This is a genomic window from Frigoribacterium sp. VKM Ac-2859, assembly GCF_013204925.1.
Taxonomy (GTDB): domain Bacteria; phylum Actinomycetota; class Actinomycetes; order Actinomycetales; family Microbacteriaceae; genus Frigoribacterium.
This window is the reverse complement of the sequence record NZ_JABMLC010000001.1, coordinates 357929-376467: the sequence shown is the minus strand read 5'-3', so window position 1 is coordinate 376467 and position 18539 is coordinate 357929. Positions and strand designations below refer to the sequence as shown.

Annotated in this window: 17 protein-coding genes; all 17 read left to right on the top strand. The window is 71.4% G+C overall.

The features are described 5' to 3' along the window. Window positions 1-5 precede the first annotated feature (5 nt). The 17 genes from HQQ78_RS01790 (at window position 6) to HQQ78_RS01710 (ending at window position 18538) form a co-directional block, all read left to right on the top strand. Entirely contained in the window at window positions 6-485 is a 480-nt protein-coding gene (locus HQQ78_RS01790) for a shikimate kinase (RefSeq protein WP_056047447.1), read from the top strand. Then, entirely contained in the window at window positions 482-1570 is a 1089-nt protein-coding gene (gene aroB / locus HQQ78_RS01785; RefSeq protein WP_056045338.1) for a 3-dehydroquinate synthase, read from the top strand. Before HQQ78_RS01790 ends, aroB begins: the two co-directional genes overlap by 4 nt. An 85-nt stretch (window positions 1571-1655) precedes the next feature. After that, window positions 1656-2219, top strand: coding sequence for an elongation factor P (gene efp / locus HQQ78_RS01780; protein WP_043592746.1), 564 nt, complete (start codon window positions 1656-1658; stop codon window positions 2217-2219). A gap of 3 nt (window positions 2220-2222) precedes the next feature. Next, entirely contained in the window at window positions 2223-2633 is a 411-nt protein-coding gene (gene nusB / locus HQQ78_RS01775) for a transcription antitermination factor NusB (protein WP_173150876.1), read from the top strand. A 121-nt stretch (window positions 2634-2754) separates the two neighbouring features. Next, a complete protein-coding gene (gene pyrR, locus HQQ78_RS01770; RefSeq protein ID WP_123570098.1) occupies window positions 2755-3348 on the top strand; it encodes a bifunctional pyr operon transcriptional regulator/uracil phosphoribosyltransferase PyrR in 594 nt (197 codons plus the stop codon). After that, window positions 3345-4301, top strand: coding sequence for an aspartate carbamoyltransferase catalytic subunit (locus HQQ78_RS01765; RefSeq protein ID WP_173150875.1), 957 nt, complete (start codon window positions 3345-3347; stop codon window positions 4299-4301). The genes pyrR and HQQ78_RS01765 overlap by 4 nt, the downstream gene beginning before the upstream one ends. Further along, window positions 4298-5668, top strand: a complete 1371-nt coding sequence (locus tag HQQ78_RS01760; protein ID WP_173150874.1) for a dihydroorotase — start codon at window positions 4298-4300, stop codon at window positions 5666-5668. Before HQQ78_RS01765 ends, HQQ78_RS01760 begins: the two co-directional genes overlap by 4 nt. Next, complete coding sequence (locus HQQ78_RS01755) at window positions 5665-6186, top strand: hypothetical protein (protein WP_056045324.1); 522 nt, start codon at window positions 5665-5667, stop codon at window positions 6184-6186. The genes HQQ78_RS01760 and HQQ78_RS01755 overlap by 4 nt, the downstream gene beginning before the upstream one ends. Further along, a complete protein-coding gene (gene carA / locus HQQ78_RS01750; RefSeq protein WP_123570094.1) occupies window positions 6179-7363 on the top strand; it encodes a glutamine-hydrolyzing carbamoyl-phosphate synthase small subunit in 1185 nt (394 codons plus the stop codon). The genes HQQ78_RS01755 and carA overlap by 8 nt, the downstream gene beginning before the upstream one ends. Further along, complete coding sequence (gene carB, locus HQQ78_RS01745; RefSeq protein WP_173150873.1) at window positions 7363-10638, top strand: carbamoyl-phosphate synthase large subunit; 3276 nt, start codon at window positions 7363-7365, stop codon at window positions 10636-10638. The genes carA and carB overlap by 1 nt, the downstream gene beginning before the upstream one ends. Further along, entirely contained in the window at window positions 10635-11489 is an 855-nt protein-coding gene (pyrF, locus tag HQQ78_RS01740) for an orotidine-5'-phosphate decarboxylase (protein WP_056045314.1), read from the top strand. The genes carB and pyrF overlap by 4 nt, the downstream gene beginning before the upstream one ends. Next, the gene (gmk, locus tag HQQ78_RS01735; RefSeq protein WP_056045311.1) at window positions 11477-12391 is read left to right on the top strand and encodes a guanylate kinase; all 915 of its coding nucleotides are present in this window, start codon (window positions 11477-11479) and stop codon (window positions 12389-12391) included. Before pyrF ends, gmk begins: the two co-directional genes overlap by 13 nt. Before the next feature lie 77 nt (window positions 12392-12468). Further along, window positions 12469-12735: a DNA-directed RNA polymerase subunit omega gene (rpoZ, locus tag HQQ78_RS01730; protein WP_056045308.1), complete on the top strand. Its 267-nt coding sequence runs from the start codon at window positions 12469-12471 to the stop codon at window positions 12733-12735. A 120-nt stretch (window positions 12736-12855) separates the two neighbouring features. Next, entirely contained in the window at window positions 12856-14088 is a 1233-nt protein-coding gene (gene metK / locus HQQ78_RS01725; protein WP_173150872.1) for a methionine adenosyltransferase, read from the top strand. Between the two features lie 2 nt (window positions 14089-14090). Next, on the top strand, window positions 14091-16166 hold the full coding sequence (locus tag HQQ78_RS01720; protein WP_371740308.1) for a primosomal protein N': 2076 nt from the start codon (window positions 14091-14093) through the stop codon (window positions 16164-16166). A 15-nt stretch (window positions 16167-16181) separates the two neighbouring features. Further along, complete coding sequence (locus HQQ78_RS01715) at window positions 16182-17171, top strand: methionyl-tRNA formyltransferase (protein ID WP_173150871.1); 990 nt, start codon at window positions 16182-16184, stop codon at window positions 17169-17171. Continuing rightward, complete coding sequence (locus HQQ78_RS01710) at window positions 17168-18538, top strand: RsmB/NOP family class I SAM-dependent RNA methyltransferase (protein WP_173150870.1); 1371 nt, start codon at window positions 17168-17170, stop codon at window positions 18536-18538. Before HQQ78_RS01715 ends, HQQ78_RS01710 begins: the two co-directional genes overlap by 4 nt. The last annotated feature ends 1 nt before the right edge of the window (window position 18539 follow it).

Sequence of the window (18539 nt, the reverse complement as noted above, 5' to 3'; positions counted from 1 at the left end):
GGCCCATGGGGGCGGGCAAGACGAGCATCGGCAAGAAGCTCTCCCGCCGTCTCGGCGTCCCGTTCGTCGACAGCGACCGTCTCGTCGTCCGGCGGCACGGGCCCATCGCCGACCTGTTCGACCGTCACGGCGAGGCCCACTTCCGGGCACTCGAACACGAGGCCGTGGTCGAGGCCCTGACCGGCGACGGGGTGGTGTCGCTGGGTGGGGGAGCCGTCCTCGACGAACGCACGCGCGCCTCCTTGTCCGGGTTGCCCGTCGTCCTGCTGACCGTGACGGCGGAGGCCGTCGAGTCGAGGCTGGCCGGGAGCACCCGGCCGCTGCTGCAGAGAGGCGGGATCGAGGCCTGGCGGGCCATCGCCGCCGAGCGCGATCCGGTCTACCGGGCACTGGCGTCCGCCGTGTTCGACACGTCCCACCGACCCGTCTCGACCGTCGTCGACGACATCGAGACCTGGCTCGACTCCGAGAGAGGCACCGCATGACCGACGCGACCGACACCACCACCATCCACGTCGGGGGAGACGCCCCGTACGACGTCCTGATCGGTCGGGGCCTCACCGGCCACCTGCCGGCGGTCCTGCACCCGCAGACCAAGAAGGTCCTGATCGTCCACGCCCCCACCTTGGGCCGCAAGGCCGGAGAGGTGCGCGACGCCCTCGTGGCGGCCGGCTACGAGGCCCTCATCGCCGAGGTGCCCGACGCCGAGGACGCCAAGCGCGTCGAGGTCGCCGCCTTCTGCTGGCAGGTGCTGGGCCAGGCCGACTTCACCCGCACCGACGCCGTCATCGGTCTCGGCGGCGGGGCGATCACCGACCTGGCGGGCTTCGTCGCCGGCACCTGGCTCCGAGGCGTCCCGCTGGTCCAGATGCCGACCAGCGTGCTGGGGCTCGTCGACGCGAGCGTCGGTGGCAAGACCGGAGTGAACACGGCCGAAGGCAAGAACCTCGTCGGTGTCTTCCACCCGCCGGTGGCGGTGCTGGCCGACCTCGACCACCTCGACACGCTCTCGAAGAACGAGATCCTCGCCGGCTTCGCCGAGGTCGTGAAGGTCGGGTTCATCGCCGAACCCGAGATCCTCGACATCGTCGAGGCGGACGTCGACCGGGCGACCGACCCGACCACGCCGGAGTTCCGGCGGGTGGTCGAACTGGCGATCGGGTTGAAGGCCCGCGTCGTGGGCGAAGACCTCACCGAGCAGGGCCTGCGCGAGATCCTGAACTACGGCCACACCCTCGGCCACGCCGTCGAGCACGCCGAGCGTTACCAGTGGCGCCACGGGGCCGCGGTGTCGGTGGGCATGGTGTTCGCCGCAGAGCTCGCCCGCCTGACCGGCCGACTGTCCGACGAGGCGGTCGACCGTCATCGCCGCATCCTCGAGTCGCTGACCCTTCCCGTGTCGTATCCGCTCGGGCGCTGGAACACCCTGCTCGCCACCATGCAACGGGACAAGAAGGCGCGCGCGGGCCTGTTGCGCTTCATCGTCCTGGACGAGATCGGTCGGCCCACCGTGCTGCAGGGGCCCGACCAGAGCCTGCTCTTCGCGGCGTACCAAGAGATCGGTTCGTAGCCCTTCGGCCCTTCGGGGCGTCCGCTACACTCGACGATGGCCGATTCCGGCCGACCTCCCACCACCCCGAACGGATCATCCGCGCATGGCGACTACCAACGACATCAAGAACGGTGCCGTCCTCAACCTCGACGGTCAACTCTGGAACGTCATCGAGTTCCAGCACGTCAAGCCGGGCAAGGGTGGCGCGTTCGTCCGCACCAAGATGAAGAACGTGATGTCGGGCAAGGTCGTCGACAAGACGTTCAACGCCGGCACCAAGATCGATTTCGCCAACGTGGACCGTCGTGAGTACACGTACCTCTACGCCGAGGCCGACGGCTACGTGTTCATGGATACGAGCGACTACGACCAGATCAACGTGCCCGCCACGATCGTCGGCGACGCGAAGAACTTCATGCTCGAGAACCAGAACGTGCAGATGGCCCTGCACGACGGCGACCCGCTGTACATCGAGCTGCCCGCCTCGGTCATCCTCGAGGTCACGTACACCGAGCCCGGCCTCCAGGGCGACCGTTCGACCGGAGGGACGAAGCCCGCCACCGTCGAGACCGGCTACGAGATCCAGGTGCCGCTGTTCCTTGAGACCGGCACCAAGGTCAAGGTCGACACCCGCGACGGCGGCTACCTCGGCCGCGTCAACGACTAGTCGGTGAGCGCACGCACCAAGGCGCGCAAGCGCGCCCTCGACGTCCTGTACGTCGCCGACATCCGTCAGATCAGCATGACCGACGCACTCGTCGCCGAGACCCAGCGGGCCCTCGACCAGCCCGAGCGGGGTTCGAGCTGGGGTTATGCACGCGACATCGTGCAGGGCGTCATCGACCACCGCGACGAGATCGACGAACTGATCGAGACGTACTCGCAGGGCTGGACCCTCACGCGCATGCCCACCCTCGACCGCGGCATCATCCGGATCGGCATCTGGGAGCTGCGTCACAACGACGAGATCCCCGACGCCGTGGCGATCAGCGAGGCCGTCGAACTGGCCCAGACCCTCAGCACCGACGACTCCGCCTCGTTCGTCAACGGACTGCTCGGTCGGATCGCGACCGCGGACTGACCGCCGACCGGCCGCCGTCGTCGCCGGCCGGCTCGTCGGGCGTCCGACGAACCGCTAGGGTTGAGCGACCCACACCGACATCCTTTAAATTCCGTCCCGAGAGGCGGGGAAGGAGGTCCGATTGAGCACCCGTACCGTGCTGAGTCAGGCTGACATCGCGCGTGCCCTCACGCGCATCTCGCACGAGATCCTCGAGTCGAACAAAGGTGCCGACGACCTGGTCGTCCTGGGCATCCCGACGCGGGGGGTCGTGCTCGCCGACCGGCTCGCCGCGATCCTCTCGTCCATCTCGGGCAGCACCGTTCCCGTGGGGTCGGTCGACGTGACGATGTACCGGGACGACCTCCGGCGCCAGCCCACCCGGTCGCCCCGACCCACCTCGGTGCCCTCCGGCGGCATCGACGGGAAGACCGTCGTCCTCGTCGACGACGTCCTCTACTCGGGGCGTACCATCCGTGCCGCGTTGGACGCCCTGAGCTCGATCGGCCGACCCCGGGCCGTTCGCCTCGCGGTCCTCGTCGATCGAGGCCACCGAGAACTGCCCATCCGTGCCGACTTCGTGGGCAAGAACCTGCCGACCTCGACCGTCGAGCGCATCTTCGTGCGACTGCACGGCGTCGACGACGACGAACTCGTCGCCATCGACGACGCCACGACCGCAGGAGGCGCGGGTGCCGCCTCCGCGCCCGTCACCACCCCGGGGGCGAACCGATGAGGCATCTGCTCAGCACCGCCGACCTCTCGCGCGACGACTCGATCCGCGTCCTCGACGTCGCGGAGGACATGGCGGACGTGGCCACCCGCGAGGTGCGCAAGCTGCCGACGCTCCGCGGCATCACGGTCGTCAACCTGTTCTACGAGGACAGCACCCGCACGCGCATCTCGTTCGAGGCCGCCGCCAAGCGGCTCAGTGCGGACGTCATCAACTTCGCCGCCAAGGGGTCGAGCGTCTCCAAGGGCGAGTCCCTGAAGGACACGGCCCAGACCCTCGCCGCCATGGGGGCCGACGGCATCGTGATCCGCCACCCGTCGAGCGGCGCACCTCGTGTGCTGGCCGACAGCGGCTGGGTGGACGCCGGCATCGTCAACGCCGGCGACGGCACCCACGAACACCCCACGCAGGCCCTGCTCGACGCGTTCACGATCCGCCGGCGCGTCCACGGCTCGGCGAGCCGGGGGCGCGACCTCGACGGCGTCGAGGTGATGATCGTCGGTGACATCCTGCACTCGCGGGTGGCCCGCTCCAACGCGTGGTTGTTGCGGACGCTCGGGGCGCACGTCACGGTGGTCGCGCCTCCCACGCTGATCCCGGTGGACGTCAGCCGCTTCGGCGTCTCCGTCCGCTACGACCTCGACGAGGCCCTGGCCGAGGTGCGACCGGACGTCGTCATGATGCTGCGCATCCAACAGGAGCGCATGAACGACGCGTTCTTCCCCAATCCCCGCGAGTACGCCCGGTCCTGGGGGCTGGGTGCGATGCGGTTCCGGGCTCTGCCCGAGTCCACGCTCGTCATGCACCCCGGCCCGATGAACCGCGGCCTCGAGATCAGCGACGAGGCCGCCGACTCGCCGCGGTCCACCGTCCGTGAGCAGGTCACGAACGGCGTGGCCGTCCGCATGGCCGTGCTCTACCTCACCCTCGCCGGCGACCGGGAGGACGCATCGTGACCACCACCCACCTCATCCGGGGCGCCGAGACCGTCGACGGCACCCGCACCGACGTCGTCGTCCGTGACGGCGTCGTCGCCGAACTCGGCACCGGCCTGACCGCCGCCGGTGCGACGGTCACCGACGCCGACGGCCTGCTCCTGCTCCCCGGCCTCGTCGACCTCCACACCCACCTGCGCGAGCCGGGGGGCGAGGGCAGCGAGACCGTCCTGACCGGATCGCGCGCAGCGGCCGCCGGCGGGTACACCGCGGTCAACGCCATGGCGAACTCGTCACCCGTGGCCGACACCGCGGGGGTCGTCGAACAGGTGCAGGCGCTGGGGGAGCGGGCCGGCTTCGTGACCGTCCGCCCGATCGGTGCCGTGAGCCAGGGGCTGAAGGGGACCCACCTCTCCGAGATCGGTGCAATGGCCCGCTCGCGGGCCGCCGTCCGGGTCTTCTCCGACGACGGTTCCTGCGTCGCCGACCCGTTGCTGATGCGTCGGGCCCTCGAGTACATCAAGGGGTTCGGGGGAGTCCTCGCCCAGCACGCCCAGGAGCCGAGGCTCACGGAGGGCGCCCAGATGAACGAGGGCGCGCTGTCGGCCGAACTGGGCCTGGGAGGCTGGCCCGCGGTCGCCGAAGAGGCGATCATCGCCCGCGACGTCCTGCTCGCCGACCACGTCGGCGCCCGACTGCACGTCTGCCACGTGTCGACGGCGGGCAGCGTCGAGGTCATCCGCTGGGCCAAGTCGCGCGGCATCGAGGTCACGGCCGAGGTGACGCCGCACCACCTCCTGCTGACGGAGGACCTCGTGTCGGGTTACGACTCACGGTTCAAGGTCAATCCGCCGCTGCGTCGCTCCGAAGACGTCGAGGCGTTGCGTGCCGCCCTGGCCGACGGCACGATCGACATCGTGGCCACCGACCACGCCCCGCACACGTCCGAGGCCAAGTGCTGCGAGTGGGACGCCGCCGCGAACGGCATGGTCGGCCTCGAGTCGGCCCTGTCGGTCGTCCACCACACGATGGTCGACACCGGGCTCGTCGGCTGGGCCGACGTCGCCCGCGTCATGTCGATCGCCCCGGCCGAGATCGGGCAGGTCGCGGGCCACGGTCGTCCCCTCGCCGTGGGCGAGCCCGCCGAGCTCACGCTCTACGATCGTGGGGTGACCCGCACGTTCTCGACCGAGCACCTCGCGGGCAAGAGCCGCAACTCGCCCTACCTCGGTCGCGTCCTGCCCGGACAGGTGCGGGCGACCTTCCACCAGGGCTACGCGACGGTGGTCGACGGGCACGTCGTCGAGAGCGAGGTCGTCGCCCACGCGGCTCGACTCGTCGACAGCGCCGCCGCCCTCGCCGCCTCCGAGGGGACGCCCGCCCGATGAGCCAGTGGATCATCGCCGCGCTCATCCTCGTCGGCGTCGGACTGCTGATCGGTCTGATGGCCCGCTCCTGGCGCGCCAGGGGGCGGCGTCAGTCCGACATCCCCGCGCCCGACCGGGCGCCCGACGACCTCTCGGCCCCCGTCCTCGCCGTCGACGCCCTCTACGTCGCCACGTCACGGGGCGGTGACCCGCTCGACCGCGTCGTCGTCCACGGCCTCGGGTTCCGCGGTCGGGCGATCGTGTCCGTCCACGCCGAGGGCGTGCGCCTCGAGATCGCGGGCGAACCGGCCGTGCTGATCCGCGCCTCCTCGTTGCGGGGGGTCGACCGTGCGACCTGGACCATCGACCGCGTCGTCGAGCGGGACGGCCTCGTCCTCGTCGGCTGGCGCCTCGGCGACGTCGACCTCGACACCTACCTGCGCATCACCGACGACCCGGCACCCGTCGTCGCCGCGATCCGCCCCCTCGTCCCCACGGCCCCCGGGGCCGGCACCACCAAGGAGAAGACCATTGACTGACGCCTCCACCACCGAGAGGGCCGTGCTGGTCCTCGCCGACGGCACCCGCTACACGGGTCGTGCCTACGGCGCCGTCGGACGCACCCTCGGCGAGGTCGTCTTCGCGACCGGCATGACCGGCTACCAGGAGACCCTCACCGACCCGTCGTACGCCGGGCAGATCGTCGTCATGACGGCACCGCACATCGGCAACACGGGGGTCAACGACACGGACCCCGAGTCACGCCGCATCTGGGTCGCCGGGTACGTCGTGCGGGACGCGAGCCGGGTGGTCTCGAACCACCGGGCGCAGGGCAGCCTCGACGACCAGCTCGTCGCCGACGGCATCGTCGGCATCCGCGGCATCGACACCCGCGCCGTCACGCGCCGTCTGCGCGAGGTCGGCTCGATGAAGGGCGGGGTCTTCAGCGGTCCCGACGCGGAGCTCGACCCCGACGAGCAGCTGTCCCTCGTCACCGCCGGGGCGGACATGCGCGGCCTCAACCTCTCGAGCCAGGTGTCGACGGTCGAGCCGTACGTCCTGCACGCCGAGGGCGACCGAATCGGCTCCGTCGCGGTGCTCGACCTGGGCGTGAAGACCTCGACGCTCCGCTACCTCGCGCAGCGCGGTTTCGAGGTGCACGTGCTGCCGCAGTCCACGACCCTGGACGAGCTCCGTGCCCTCGCCCCCGACGCCCTCTTCTACTCGAACGGCCCGGGCGACCCGGCGGCGAGCGACTCCCAGGTCGAACTGTTGCAGGGTGCCCTCCGGGACGGCCTGCCCTACTTCGGCATCTGCTTCGGCAACCAGCTGTTCGGCCGGGCCCTGGGATTCGGCACGTACAAGCTGCCCTTCGGCCACCGCGGCATCAACCAACCCGTGCTCGACAAGACGACGAACAAGGTCGAGATCACCAGCCAGAACCACGGCTTCGCGGTCGATGCACCCATCGACGGCGTCCTCGACTCCCCGGCCGGTTTCGGCCGGGTGGAGGTCAGCCACTACAGCCTGAACGACCAGGTCGTCGAGGGCCTCCGTGCTCTCGACATCCCCGCGTTCTCGGTGCAGTACCACCCCGAGGCCGCCGCGGGCCCCCACGACAGCAACCACCTCTTCGACCGCTTCCGCGAGGCGGTCGTCGCCCGCACGAACGGCCAGGCCGTCGACTTCGGCTCCGACATCGAAAGCAGCAACTGATGCCCAAGCGTGACGACATCAACTCCGTCCTCGTGATCGGCTCCGGGCCGATCGTCATAGGCCAGGCGGCCGAGTTCGACTACTCGGGCACCCAGGCGTGCCGCGTGCTGCGTGAAGAGGGGGTCCGGGTCATCCTCGTGAACCCGAACCCGGCCACGATCATGACCGACCCCGACTTCGCCGACGCGACGTACATCGAGCCCATCACGTCCGAGGTGCTCGAGGCGATCATCGTGAAGGAGCGCCCCGACGCGATCCTGCCCACCCTCGGCGGGCAGACGGCCCTGAACGCCGCCATCGCCCTCGACGAAGAAGGCATCCTCGCCAAGCACGGCGTCGAGTTGATCGGCGCCAAGGTCGAGGCCATCCAGAAGGGCGAGGACCGCCAGCTCTTCAAGAAGCTCGTGCTCGAGTCCGGTGCCGACGTCGCCAAGTCGTACATCGCCACGACGGTCGACCAGGCCGTCGAGTACGCCGAAGACCTCGGGTACCCGCTGGTCATCCGGCCCTCGTTCACCATGGGCGGGCTCGGGTCGGGCTTCGCCTACACCCGTGACGAGCTCGTCCGCATGGTCACGGACGGCCTGCACCAGAGCCCGACCACCGAGGTGCTCCTCGAGGAGAGCATCCTCGGCTGGAAGGAGTACGAGCTCGAGATGATGCGGGACACGGCCGACAACACGGTCGTGGTCTGCTCGATCGAGAACGTCGACCCCGTCGGCGTCCACACCGGCGACTCGATCACCGTCGCGCCGGCGCTCACCCTCACCGACCGCGAGTACCAGAACCTGCGCGACATCAGCATCGACATCATCCGTCGCGTGGGCGTCGACACGGGCGGCTGCAACATCCAGTTCGCGGTGGACCCCGCGGACGGCCGCGTCATCGTCATCGAGATGAACCCCCGCGTGTCGCGCTCGAGCGCCCTGGCGTCGAAGGCGACCGGCTTCCCGATCGCCAAGATCGCGGCGAAGCTCGCCCTCGGGTACCGTCTCGACGAGATCCCGAACGACATCACGAAGGTGACCCCCGCCTCCTTCGAGCCGACGCTCGACTACGTCGTCGTCAAGGTGCCCCGGTTCGCCTTCGAGAAGTTCCCGGCGGCCGACACGACGCTGACCACGACGATGAAGAGCGTGGGCGAGGCCATGGCCCTCGGCCGCAACTTCACGCAGGCGCTGCAGAAGTCGCTCCGGTCGCTCGAGAAGCGTGGCTCGAGCTTCCACTGGCAGGGCGATCCCGGAGACGAGGAGGCGCTGCTCGCGTTGTCGTCGACGCCCACGGACGGCCGCATCGTCACCGTGCAGCAGGCCCTGCGGGCCGGCGCCACCGCTGAGCAGGTCTTCGACGCCACGAAGATCGACCCCTGGTTCATCGACCAGGTCGTGTTGATCAACGAGGTCGCCGAGCAGGTCGCCGCGGCGGCCGAGCTCGACGCGGACGTGCTCGTGCTCGCGAAGGACCACGGCTTCAGCGACGACCAGATCGGCCAGTTGCGCGGTCTCTCCGAGCAGCAGGTCCGCGATCACCGGCACGCCCTCGACGTGCGTCCCGTCTTCAAGACCGTCGACACCTGCGCGGGGGAGTTCCCCGCGCTGACGCCGTACCACTACTCGAGCTACGACGCCGAGACCGAGGTCGTGGCCAGCGATCGCCGCAAGGTGATCATCCTCGGCTCCGGGCCGAACCGCATCGGGCAGGGCGTCGAGTTCGACTACTCGTGCGTCCACGCGAGCTTCGCCCTGAGCGACGCCGGGTTCGAGACGATCATGATCAACTGCAACCCCGAGACGGTGTCGACCGACTACGACACGAGCGACCGGTTGTACTTCGAGCCGCTCACCCTCGAGGACGTCCTCGAGGTGGTCCACGCCGAGAGCGCCAGCGGCGAGCTCGTCGGCGTCGTCGTGCAGCTCGGCGGCCAGACGGCCCTCGGCCTGTCGAAGGGCCTCGAGGCCGCGGGCGTGCCCATCCTCGGCACGACGCCCGACGCGATCGACTCGGCCGAAGAACGAGGCCTCTTCCAGGGCATCCTCGACGCGGCCGGCCTGCTCGCGCCGCGCAACGGCACGGCGACCGACTACGACAGCGCCGTCGCCGTCGCCGAGGAGATCGGCTACCCGGTGCTGGTGCGCCCGTCGTACGTGCTCGGTGGCCGCGGCATGGAGATCGTCTACGACAGCCCCTCGCTCGCCGACTACTTCGAGCGGGTCGCCGACCAGGCCATCATCGGACCGGAGGCACCCCTGCTGGTCGACCGGTTCCTGGACGACGCCGTCGAGATCGACGTCGACGCGCTCTACGACGGCACCGAGCTCTACGTCGGCGGCATCATGGAGCACATCGAGGAGGCCGGCATCCACTCCGGCGACTCGAGCTGCACCCTTCCGCCCGTCACGCTCGGGAAGGGCGAGATCGACCGCGTCCGCGACGCGACCCTCGCCATCGCGAAGGGCATCGGCGTGTCCGGTCTGCTGAACGTGCAGTTCGCGATCGCGGCCGGCGTGCTCTACGTCATCGAGGCCAACCCCCGGGCGAGCCGCACGGTGCCCTTCGTCTCGAAGGCCCTCGGCATCCCGTTGGCCAAGGCGGCCTCGCTCATCATGGTCGGCCACAGCGTGCGCGACCTCGTGGAGACCGGCCTCCTGCCCGAGCAGGACGGCTCGGACGTCCCCCTCGACTCGCCGATCTCGGTGAAGGAAGCCGTGCTCCCCTTCAAGCGGTTCCGCACGAAGGAGGGCCAGGTCGTCGACAGCGTCCTCAGCCCCGAGATGCGCTCCACGGGCGAGGTCATGGGCATCGACCGTGACTTCCCCCGGGCGTTCGCGAAGAGCCAGACGGCGGCGTACGGCGGCCTCCCCACCTCGGGCACCGTCTTCGTCAGCGTCGCCGATCGCGACAAGCGGGCCATCGTGTTGCCGGTGCTGCGCCTCCAGCAGCTCGGCTTCCGCATCCTGGCGACCGAGGGGACGGCCACCGTCCTCGTCCGCAACGGCATCCACGCCGACACCGTCGACAAGTTCAGCGCCGGGGGCCACTCGGTCGTCGACCTGATCAACGCCGACGAGGTCGACATCGTGATCAACACCCCGAGCGGCTCGAGCGCCCGGGCCGACGGCTACGAGATCCGTGCGGCGACGGTCGCAGCCGACAAGGCGCTCTTCACGACCATCGCCCAGCTCGGTGCGGCCGTCGCCTCGATCGAGGCCGTCCAGAGCGACCTCGAGGTGACGAGCCTGCAGGACTACGGCCTCGCCCGGGCGGCCCGACGGTGAGCTCGTCGTTCGGCGACCGGCTCGCGGCGGCCTTCGCCGCGACCGGTCCGCTCTGCGTCGGCATCGATCCCCATCCCTACCTCCTCGACCAGTGGGGCCTGCCGTCCGACGCCTCGGGTGTCCGTGAGTTCGGCCTGCGCGTCCTCGACGGTCTGGTCGGCTCGGCGACGATCGTGAAACCGCAGGTCGCGTTCTTCGAACGGTGGGGCTCCGCGGGGTTCGCAGCCCTCGAAGACGTCCTCGAGGCCGGTCGCGAGCGGGGCCTGGTGCAGATCGGCGACGCGAAGCGGGGCGACATCGGCTCGACGATGGACGCCTACGGCGAGGCCTGGTTCGACGCGTCGTCACCGCTGCGGGTCGACGCGCTGACCGTCTCGCCCTATCTCGGCTTCGACTCCATGACCGGACTGGTCACCCGGGCACGGGCCGTCGGCGCCGGCGTCTTCGTGCTGGCCGCGACGTCCAACGTCGAGGCCCTCGCCACCCAGACGGCCGTCCGGACGGACGACCACGGCGCGGAGGGCACCGTCGCGAGCGGTATCGTCGACGACGTGCTCCATGACAACCAGACGGCGGGCGACGCTCCGTTCGGCAGCGTCGGCCTCGTGCTCGGCGCGACCGTCGACCTCGACGACTACGGCATCGACGCCGCCCGACTGACGACGACGCCGGTGCTCGCCCCGGGGTTCGGCCACCAGGGCGCGACCTATGCCGACCTGCCGCGGCTCTTCGGCCCCGCGGCCGGTGCCGTGCTGGTCTCCGCCTCCCGAGCCCTGCTCTCGGCGGGTCCGGAAGGGTTCGCCGACGCGGTCCGTCGTGATGCCGACGAGGTGCGTTCGTGCCTCGTCTGACCCCGCCTCCCGTCGACCGTGCCGCGGCGGCCCGAGCCGCCGTGGCCGCGCGTCGCGGTCGCGCCGCCGTCAAGAACGCCGTCGCCTCCCGGACCCGCAGCGCCCTCGACGTCGCCGAGTCCGCCTGGGCCGGTGAACCCACGAGCCCCGAGGGGTCGCTCAGGGTCCGAGAACTCCTCACCAGCATCCCGGGCATCGGTCCGACCCGCGTCGCCCGCATCATGACCGAGCTCGGCATCGCCGAGTCGAAGCGGGTCGGTGGCCTCGGGGTGAGGCAACGCCGCATCCTCGGCGACTGGCTGGCCGTCCGCGAGTCGAAGGGGCGCCTCCGGTCCCGGCTGGTCGTCCTGGCGGGCCCCACGGCCGTGGGCAAGGGCACGGTCTCGACCTACATCCGCGAGAACTACCCCGACGTGCACCTCAGCGTGTCGGCGACGACCCGTGCCCCGCGACCCGGCGAGGTCGACGGGGTCCACTACTACTTCGTGGACGACGCGGAGTTCGACCGCATGATCCGCGACCGCGAACTGCTCGAGTACGCCACGGTGCACAACTCGTACCGCTACGGCACGCCCCGCCCTCCGTTGGACGCCGCGTTGAACGAGGGGCGCAGCGTGCTGCTCGAGATCGACCTGCAGGGGGCTCGACTCGTCCGGGCCGCGATGCCCGAGGCCGTGCTCGTGTTCCTGCTGCCCCCGACCTGGGACGAACTCGTCCGTCGACTCATCGGTCGGGGTACCGAGGACGCCGCCGAACAGCAACGCCGACTCGAGACCGCGAAGGTCGAACTGGCCGCCCAGGACGAGTTCGACGCGCGTGTCGTGAACCACGACGTGGCCGAAGCGGCCCGAGAGGTCGTAGAATTGATGACTGCGCCCGAACCGGGCCGCACGCGCGCGTGACCCGCGCCCCCATCTTGGTGCCCACGCTCGTCCCGAGCGGAGCCGGCACCGTCCCCCATCGACACGAGGAGCAACCAATGGCCGACAAGAACCAGGGCATCATCGATCCCCCCATCGACGAGCTGCTGTCGAAGGTCGAGTCGAAGTACGCACTCGTCATCTTCGCCTCCAAGCGCGCGCGTCAGATCAACGACTACTACGCCGACCTGCACGAGGGCAGCCTCTTCGACAACGTCGGCCCCCTGGTCGACAGCTCCATCGACGACAAGCCCCTGTCGGTCGCGATGCACGAGATCAACGAGGACAAGCTCGAGGTGAAGCCGCTCGCCGTCCCCTCCGAGTAGCGGGGCGGCACGACCAGCCCCTCTGACGGTGGTCGGTCCTATCATCTGACGAGGCCCCCGGGAGTCCATCCCGCGGGGCCTCATCGCGTCCCCACCCAGAACGACACCCAGAGGAACACCGTGACCCCGACCGACACGACGACCGCCCCCGCCACGACGGCATCGACCTCCCTTCGACTCTTCACCTCCGAGTCGGTCACCGAGGGCCACCCCGACAAGATCTGCGACCAGATCTCGGACGGCATCCTCGACGCGCTGCTGTCTGTCGACCCCGCCAGCCGGGTCGCGGTCGAGACCATGGTCACCACGGGACTCGTGCACGTGGCCGGCGAGGTCACCACCAAGGGCTACGTCGACATCCCCACGATCGTGCGCGACCTCATCGTGGGCATCGGCTACGACTCGTCGGCCGTGAGCTTCGACGGCCGTACCTGCGGCGTCGAGGTGTCGATCGGGTCCCAGTCGCCCGACATCGCCCAGGGCGTCGACACCGCCCTCGAGGCGCGTGGCGGCGACGACGACCTGCTCAACCGCCAGGGTGCCGGCGACCAGGGCATCATGTTCGGCTACGCCACCAACGAGACCCCCCAGTTCATGCCGCTCCCCGTGTGGCTGGCCCACCGGCTCGCCGAGCGACTGGCGGCCGTGCGCAAGTCGGGCACCCTCGACTACCTCCGGCCCGACGGCAAGACGCAGGTGACGGTCGGCTACGACGGGGTCGTGCCCACGACCGTCGACACCGTCGTCCTGTCGACCCAACACTCGCCTGCGGTCTCGAGCGCTCAGCTCGAGACCGACGTCATCGAGCACGTCATCCGCCCCGTCCTCGACGAGGCAGGATTCTCGTCCACGGACACCCGGTTCATCATCAACCCGACCGGCAGGTTCGAGATCGGCGGCCCGCAGGGCGACGCCGGACTCACCGGCCGCAAGATCATCGTCGACACCTACGGCGGGGCGAGCCGTCACGGTGGGGGCGCGTTCTCGGGCAAGGACCCCTCGAAGGTCGACCGGTCCGCCGCGTACGCCATGCGGTGGGTGGCCAAGAACGCCGTCGCCGCGGGCCTCGCCGACCGGCTCGAACTCCAGGTGGCCTACGCGATCGGGCGGGCCGCACCCGTCGGCCTCTACGTCGAGACCTTCGGCACCGGGCACGTCGGCGACGACGTCATCACGGCCGCCATCGAGAGCGTGTTCGACCTCCGCCCGGCGGCGATCATCCGCGACCTCGACCTGCTGAGGCCGATCTACGCGGCGACGTCGACCTACGGCCACTTCGGTCGCGACCTGCCCGACTTCACCTGGGAGGCGCTCGACCGCGTCGACGCCCTCCGGGCCGCCGCCGGGCTCTGACCGTGGCGGCGGTCGCCGACGTCCCCGTCGACAGCGTGCCGCGCGTCGTCCGGGTGATGGTCGAATCGCCGCTGCCGCAACTCGACCGGTTGTTCGACTACGCCGTGCCCGAGCGGCTGCGCGACCAGATCGCCCCGGGCATCCGCGTCAAGGTTCCGCTCCGCTCCGCCGGGCGCATCGCCGACGGCTTCGTCGTCGAGGTCGCGTCGTCGTCCGAGCACGGCGGCGACCTGTCCGAGATCGAGGACGTCGTGTCGACCGTGTCGGTCCTGGCACCCGAGGTGTGGCGCCTCGCGCGCGCCGTGGCCGACCGGGCCGGCGGATCGGCCAGCGACGTCGTGCGGCTCGCGATCCCACCGCGTCAGGTCCGGGTCGAGAAGGCCCACCTGGCCGCCGCCGACAACTCGTCCTCACCGGCCTCCGGCCCCACCGGCCCCACTGCCCCGACCGTGGCTCCCGTGGCATCCTCGACTCCCGACCACGACGCCGACGCCCACCCCGAACCCGTCCCGGTCGTCGTCGGCTATCGGTCGACCGACCTCGCCGGGCTCGTTGCGGCCCGCGGTCGCGCGGCGGTCGACGCCGTTCCGCTGCTGGTCGAACTGCCCGACGGGGCATGGGTGGGTCACTGGGCCCTCACGGCCGCCCAGCTCGCCGCGGTCGCCGTCGGCGCGGGCGACAACGCCGTGGTCGCCGTCCCCGACTACCGCGACGAAGAGCACGTCCTCCAGGCCCTCGCCGCCGTCCTCCCGCCCGACCGCGTCATCCGGCTCGACTCCCGACAGTCGAACGCCGACCGCTACCGAGCGCTCCTCCGTGCCCGAGGCGACGAGCCCGTGGTCGTCGTCGGCAACCGGTCCGTCCTGCTCGCCCCCTCGGCCAGGCTCGGGGTCGTCGTGGTGTTCGACGACGGTGACCCGTCCTTCGGCGAGCCGCTCGCCCCGTACGTGCACGCCCGCGACACCGCGCTGCTCCGGCAGGCCCAACAAGACAGCGCCCTGGTGTTCCTCGGCCACTCCCGCAGCACCGACGTGCAGCGCCTGGTCGAGATCGGCTTCCTGGCCGAGGTGCGTCCCGATCCGCGCTACCAGCCCCGGGTCGTGCCGACCGTCCGTCAGGCCGCCACGGACGGATTCGCCGCGCAGGCCCGCATCCCCTCCTCGGCCTACGCCGAGGCGCGGGCCGCGGTCGAGCACGGACCGGTCCTGATCCAGGTGGCCTCGCCCGGCTACTCGCCACGCCTGGCCTGCGTCGACTGTGGCGACACGGCACGCTGCCTGCGCTGCAACGGCCCCCTCCAGCAACGCGAGCGAGGGGTGACCCCGGCCTGCGCCTGGTGTGGCGCCCTGGCCGTCTCGTGGCACTGCCGCACCTGCGAGGGAACGCGCATGCGGGCCGTCGGCACCGGCGCGTCGCGGACGGCCGACGAACTCGGCAAGGCGTTCCCCGGGGTGCGCGTCATCGTCTCGGACGGCGCGAGGGCCCTGACCCACGTCGACGCCGACCCGGCGATCGTCGTCGCGACCCGCGGGGCCGAGCCGATCGCCCCCGGCGGTTACCGAGCCGTGCTGCTGCTCGACGGTGAGCGCATGCTCGCCCGAGAGAGCCTCCGCGTGGCGGAGGACTGCCTCCGCTGGTGGGCCAACGCCACGGCCCTGGCCGCACGTCGCGCCCCGGTCGTGCTGGTCGGGGTGGGTGGCGCCATCGCCTCCGCCCTCGCGACGTGGGAGCTCGCCCGCTTCGTCTCCTCAGAGCTCGCCGACCGTCGCGTCCTGCGCTTCCCCCCGGCCGTCCGAGTGGCGACCGTGACCGGCACGGTCGACACCGTCGCGCGTGCGCTCGACGACCTTCCCGACGAAGTCCGTGCCGAGACCCTCGGCCCGGTGGACGTCGAGTCCGCCGGCGTCCGCGCCATCGTCCGCTTCGACTACTCGCGCGGTCACGACGTGGCGCTGGCCCTCCGCTCCCAGGTCATCCGGGCGGCCACGGACCGACGCAAGGCGCTCGGTCAGAAGCGTGCGCGGGCCGTCCCTACACTCAGAGTGCGGTTCGACGACGTCGAGCCGTTCGCCGACTGACCCGCCAGGAACCCCATGCGCCTCGTCTTCGCCGGCAGCCCCGCCGCTGCCGTGCCCTCGCTCACCGCCCTCGCCGACGGTCCTCACGAGATCGTCGCCGTGCTGACCCGCGACGACACCCCGCAGGGACGCAGACGCGTCCTGACCCCCACCCCCGTCGCCGTCGAGGCCGACCGCCTCGGTCTCCGCGTCGTCAAGGCCCGCCGCATCACGCCTGAGGTCACGGCCGAGCTCACGGGGCTCGATCCCGACCTCGGCGTCGTCGTGGCCTACGGAGCCCTGCTCCGCGAGCCCCTCCTCGGCGCCCCCCGGCTCGGCTGGGTCAACCTGCACTTCTCCCTCCTTCCCGCCTGGCGCGGCGCCGCCCCCGTCCAGCGGTCGCTCATGGCGGGCGACGTCGTGTCGGGCGCCGCGGTGTTCCAGCTCGTCCCCGAGCTCGACGCGGGGGACGTCTACGGCACCCTCGAGCGCCTCCTCGACGGCACCGAGACCGCAGGCCAGCTCCTCGCCGAGCTCGCGCGTTCCGGTGCCGGCCTGCTGGTCGACGTCGTCGACCGCCTCGCCGACGGCACGGCCACGGCGACGCCCCAGACCGGCGCGGTCACGCTCGCCCCCAAGCTGACCCTCGCCGACGGCGTCCTCGACGCCTCGCGACCGGCGACCGAGGTGATCGCCCGTTTCCGAGGCGTCACGCCGGAGCCCGGCGCCCGCGTCGACCTCGACGGCTCGGGCCTCAAGATCACGGAGGCGCGGACGACGTCGACCGACGAGGCACCTCTCGAGGCCGGTCGCCTCGAGTCCCGGGGCCGCCGTGTGCTGCTGGGCACCGCCTCCTCGCCCGTCGAGCTGGTCCGGGTGCAACCGGCGGGCAAGAAAGAGATGTCGGCGGCCGACTGGTGGCGGGGGCTGCCCGGCGGGGTCGACCGTCGCGTGACCCCGCCCACCCCGCCCGTCCCGGCCGACACCGACACCGACACCGACACCGACCCGAAGAGCACCTCATGAGCCGAGTCCAGCCCGCCCGCCAGGTCGCCCTCGACGTCCTCCGGGCCGTCGAGCAGGACGACGCCTACGCCAACCTCCTGCTGCCGCAGCGCATCGTCCGGGCCCGTCTGGGGGCCCAGGACGCGGGGCTCGCGACCGAACTGACCTACGGCACCCTGCGCCTCCGGGGCTACTACGACCGCGTCATCGCGCTGGCCGCCCGTCGGGGCACCGATGCGATCGACCCGGCACTCCTGGACGTCCTCCGCCTCGGCGCCCACCAGCTCCTCTCGACGCGCGTGGCCGTCCACGCGGCCGTCGACGAGAGCGTCGAGCTCGCGCGTCAGGTGGGCAGCCGATCGGGGACCGGATTCGTCAACGGCGTCCTGCGCACCATCTCGCGGTCGACGCCCGACGAGTGGCGCGAGCGGGTCCTGGCCGACACGACCGGGGACGACGACCGTCTGGCCGCGGAGTGGTCGCACCCCGCCTGGGTGGTGCGGGCGTTCCGTCGTTCGCTGGCCGCCGAGGGGCGGGAGGGCGAGCTCGTCGATCTGCTGTCGGCCGACAACGACGCCCCGAAGGTCAGCCTCGTCGCCCTGCCGGGGCTCGCCGAGGTGTCCGAGCTCGGCGCCCCGAGCGGGCGCCTGTCGCCACTGGCGGCGACGAGTGGTGGGGGCGATCCGGCCCAGCAGACGGCCGTCCGCGAGGGGCGTGCCCGCGTGCAGGACGAAGGGTCGCAGCTCGCCGCGCTCCTCCTCAGTCGACACCGCCCCGCCACACCCGGAGAACGGTGGCTCGACATGTGCGCCGGGCCCGGCGGCAAGGCCGCCCTGCTTGGTGCCGAGGCTGCTCGGGCGGGTGCCCACCTCGTCGCCAACGAGCTCGTCCCGGCACGGGCGGGGCTCGTCCGACAGGCGCTCGAGGCCGTCCCGGGCGACGTCGAGGTCCTCGAGGGTGACGCCACCCGTTTCGGGGCGGAACGGCCCGGAGGTTTCGACCGCATCCTGCTCGACGCGCCATGCACCGGCCTCGGGGCCCTGCGGCGGCGACCCGAGGCCCGGTGGCGCAAGCAGCCGGCCGACGTCGGTCAGCTCACGGCCCTCCAGTCGCGCCTGTTCGCCAGCGCCCTGGACGCGCTGGCGCCCGGGGGAGTCCTGGCCTACGTGACCTGCTCCCCGCACACGGCCGAGACGCGCGGAGTCGTCGAGGCGGGCCTCCGAGGCCGCGACGACGATCTCGTCCTGCTCGACGCGACGGCCGGCGTCGCGCGCATCGCCGGCCGCGCCGTCGACCTGGCGTCGGCACCGTTCGTCCAGCTCTGGCCGCACCGTCACGGCACCGACGCCATGTTCGTCGCCCTGATCGAGAAACGTGCCGGACGGTAGG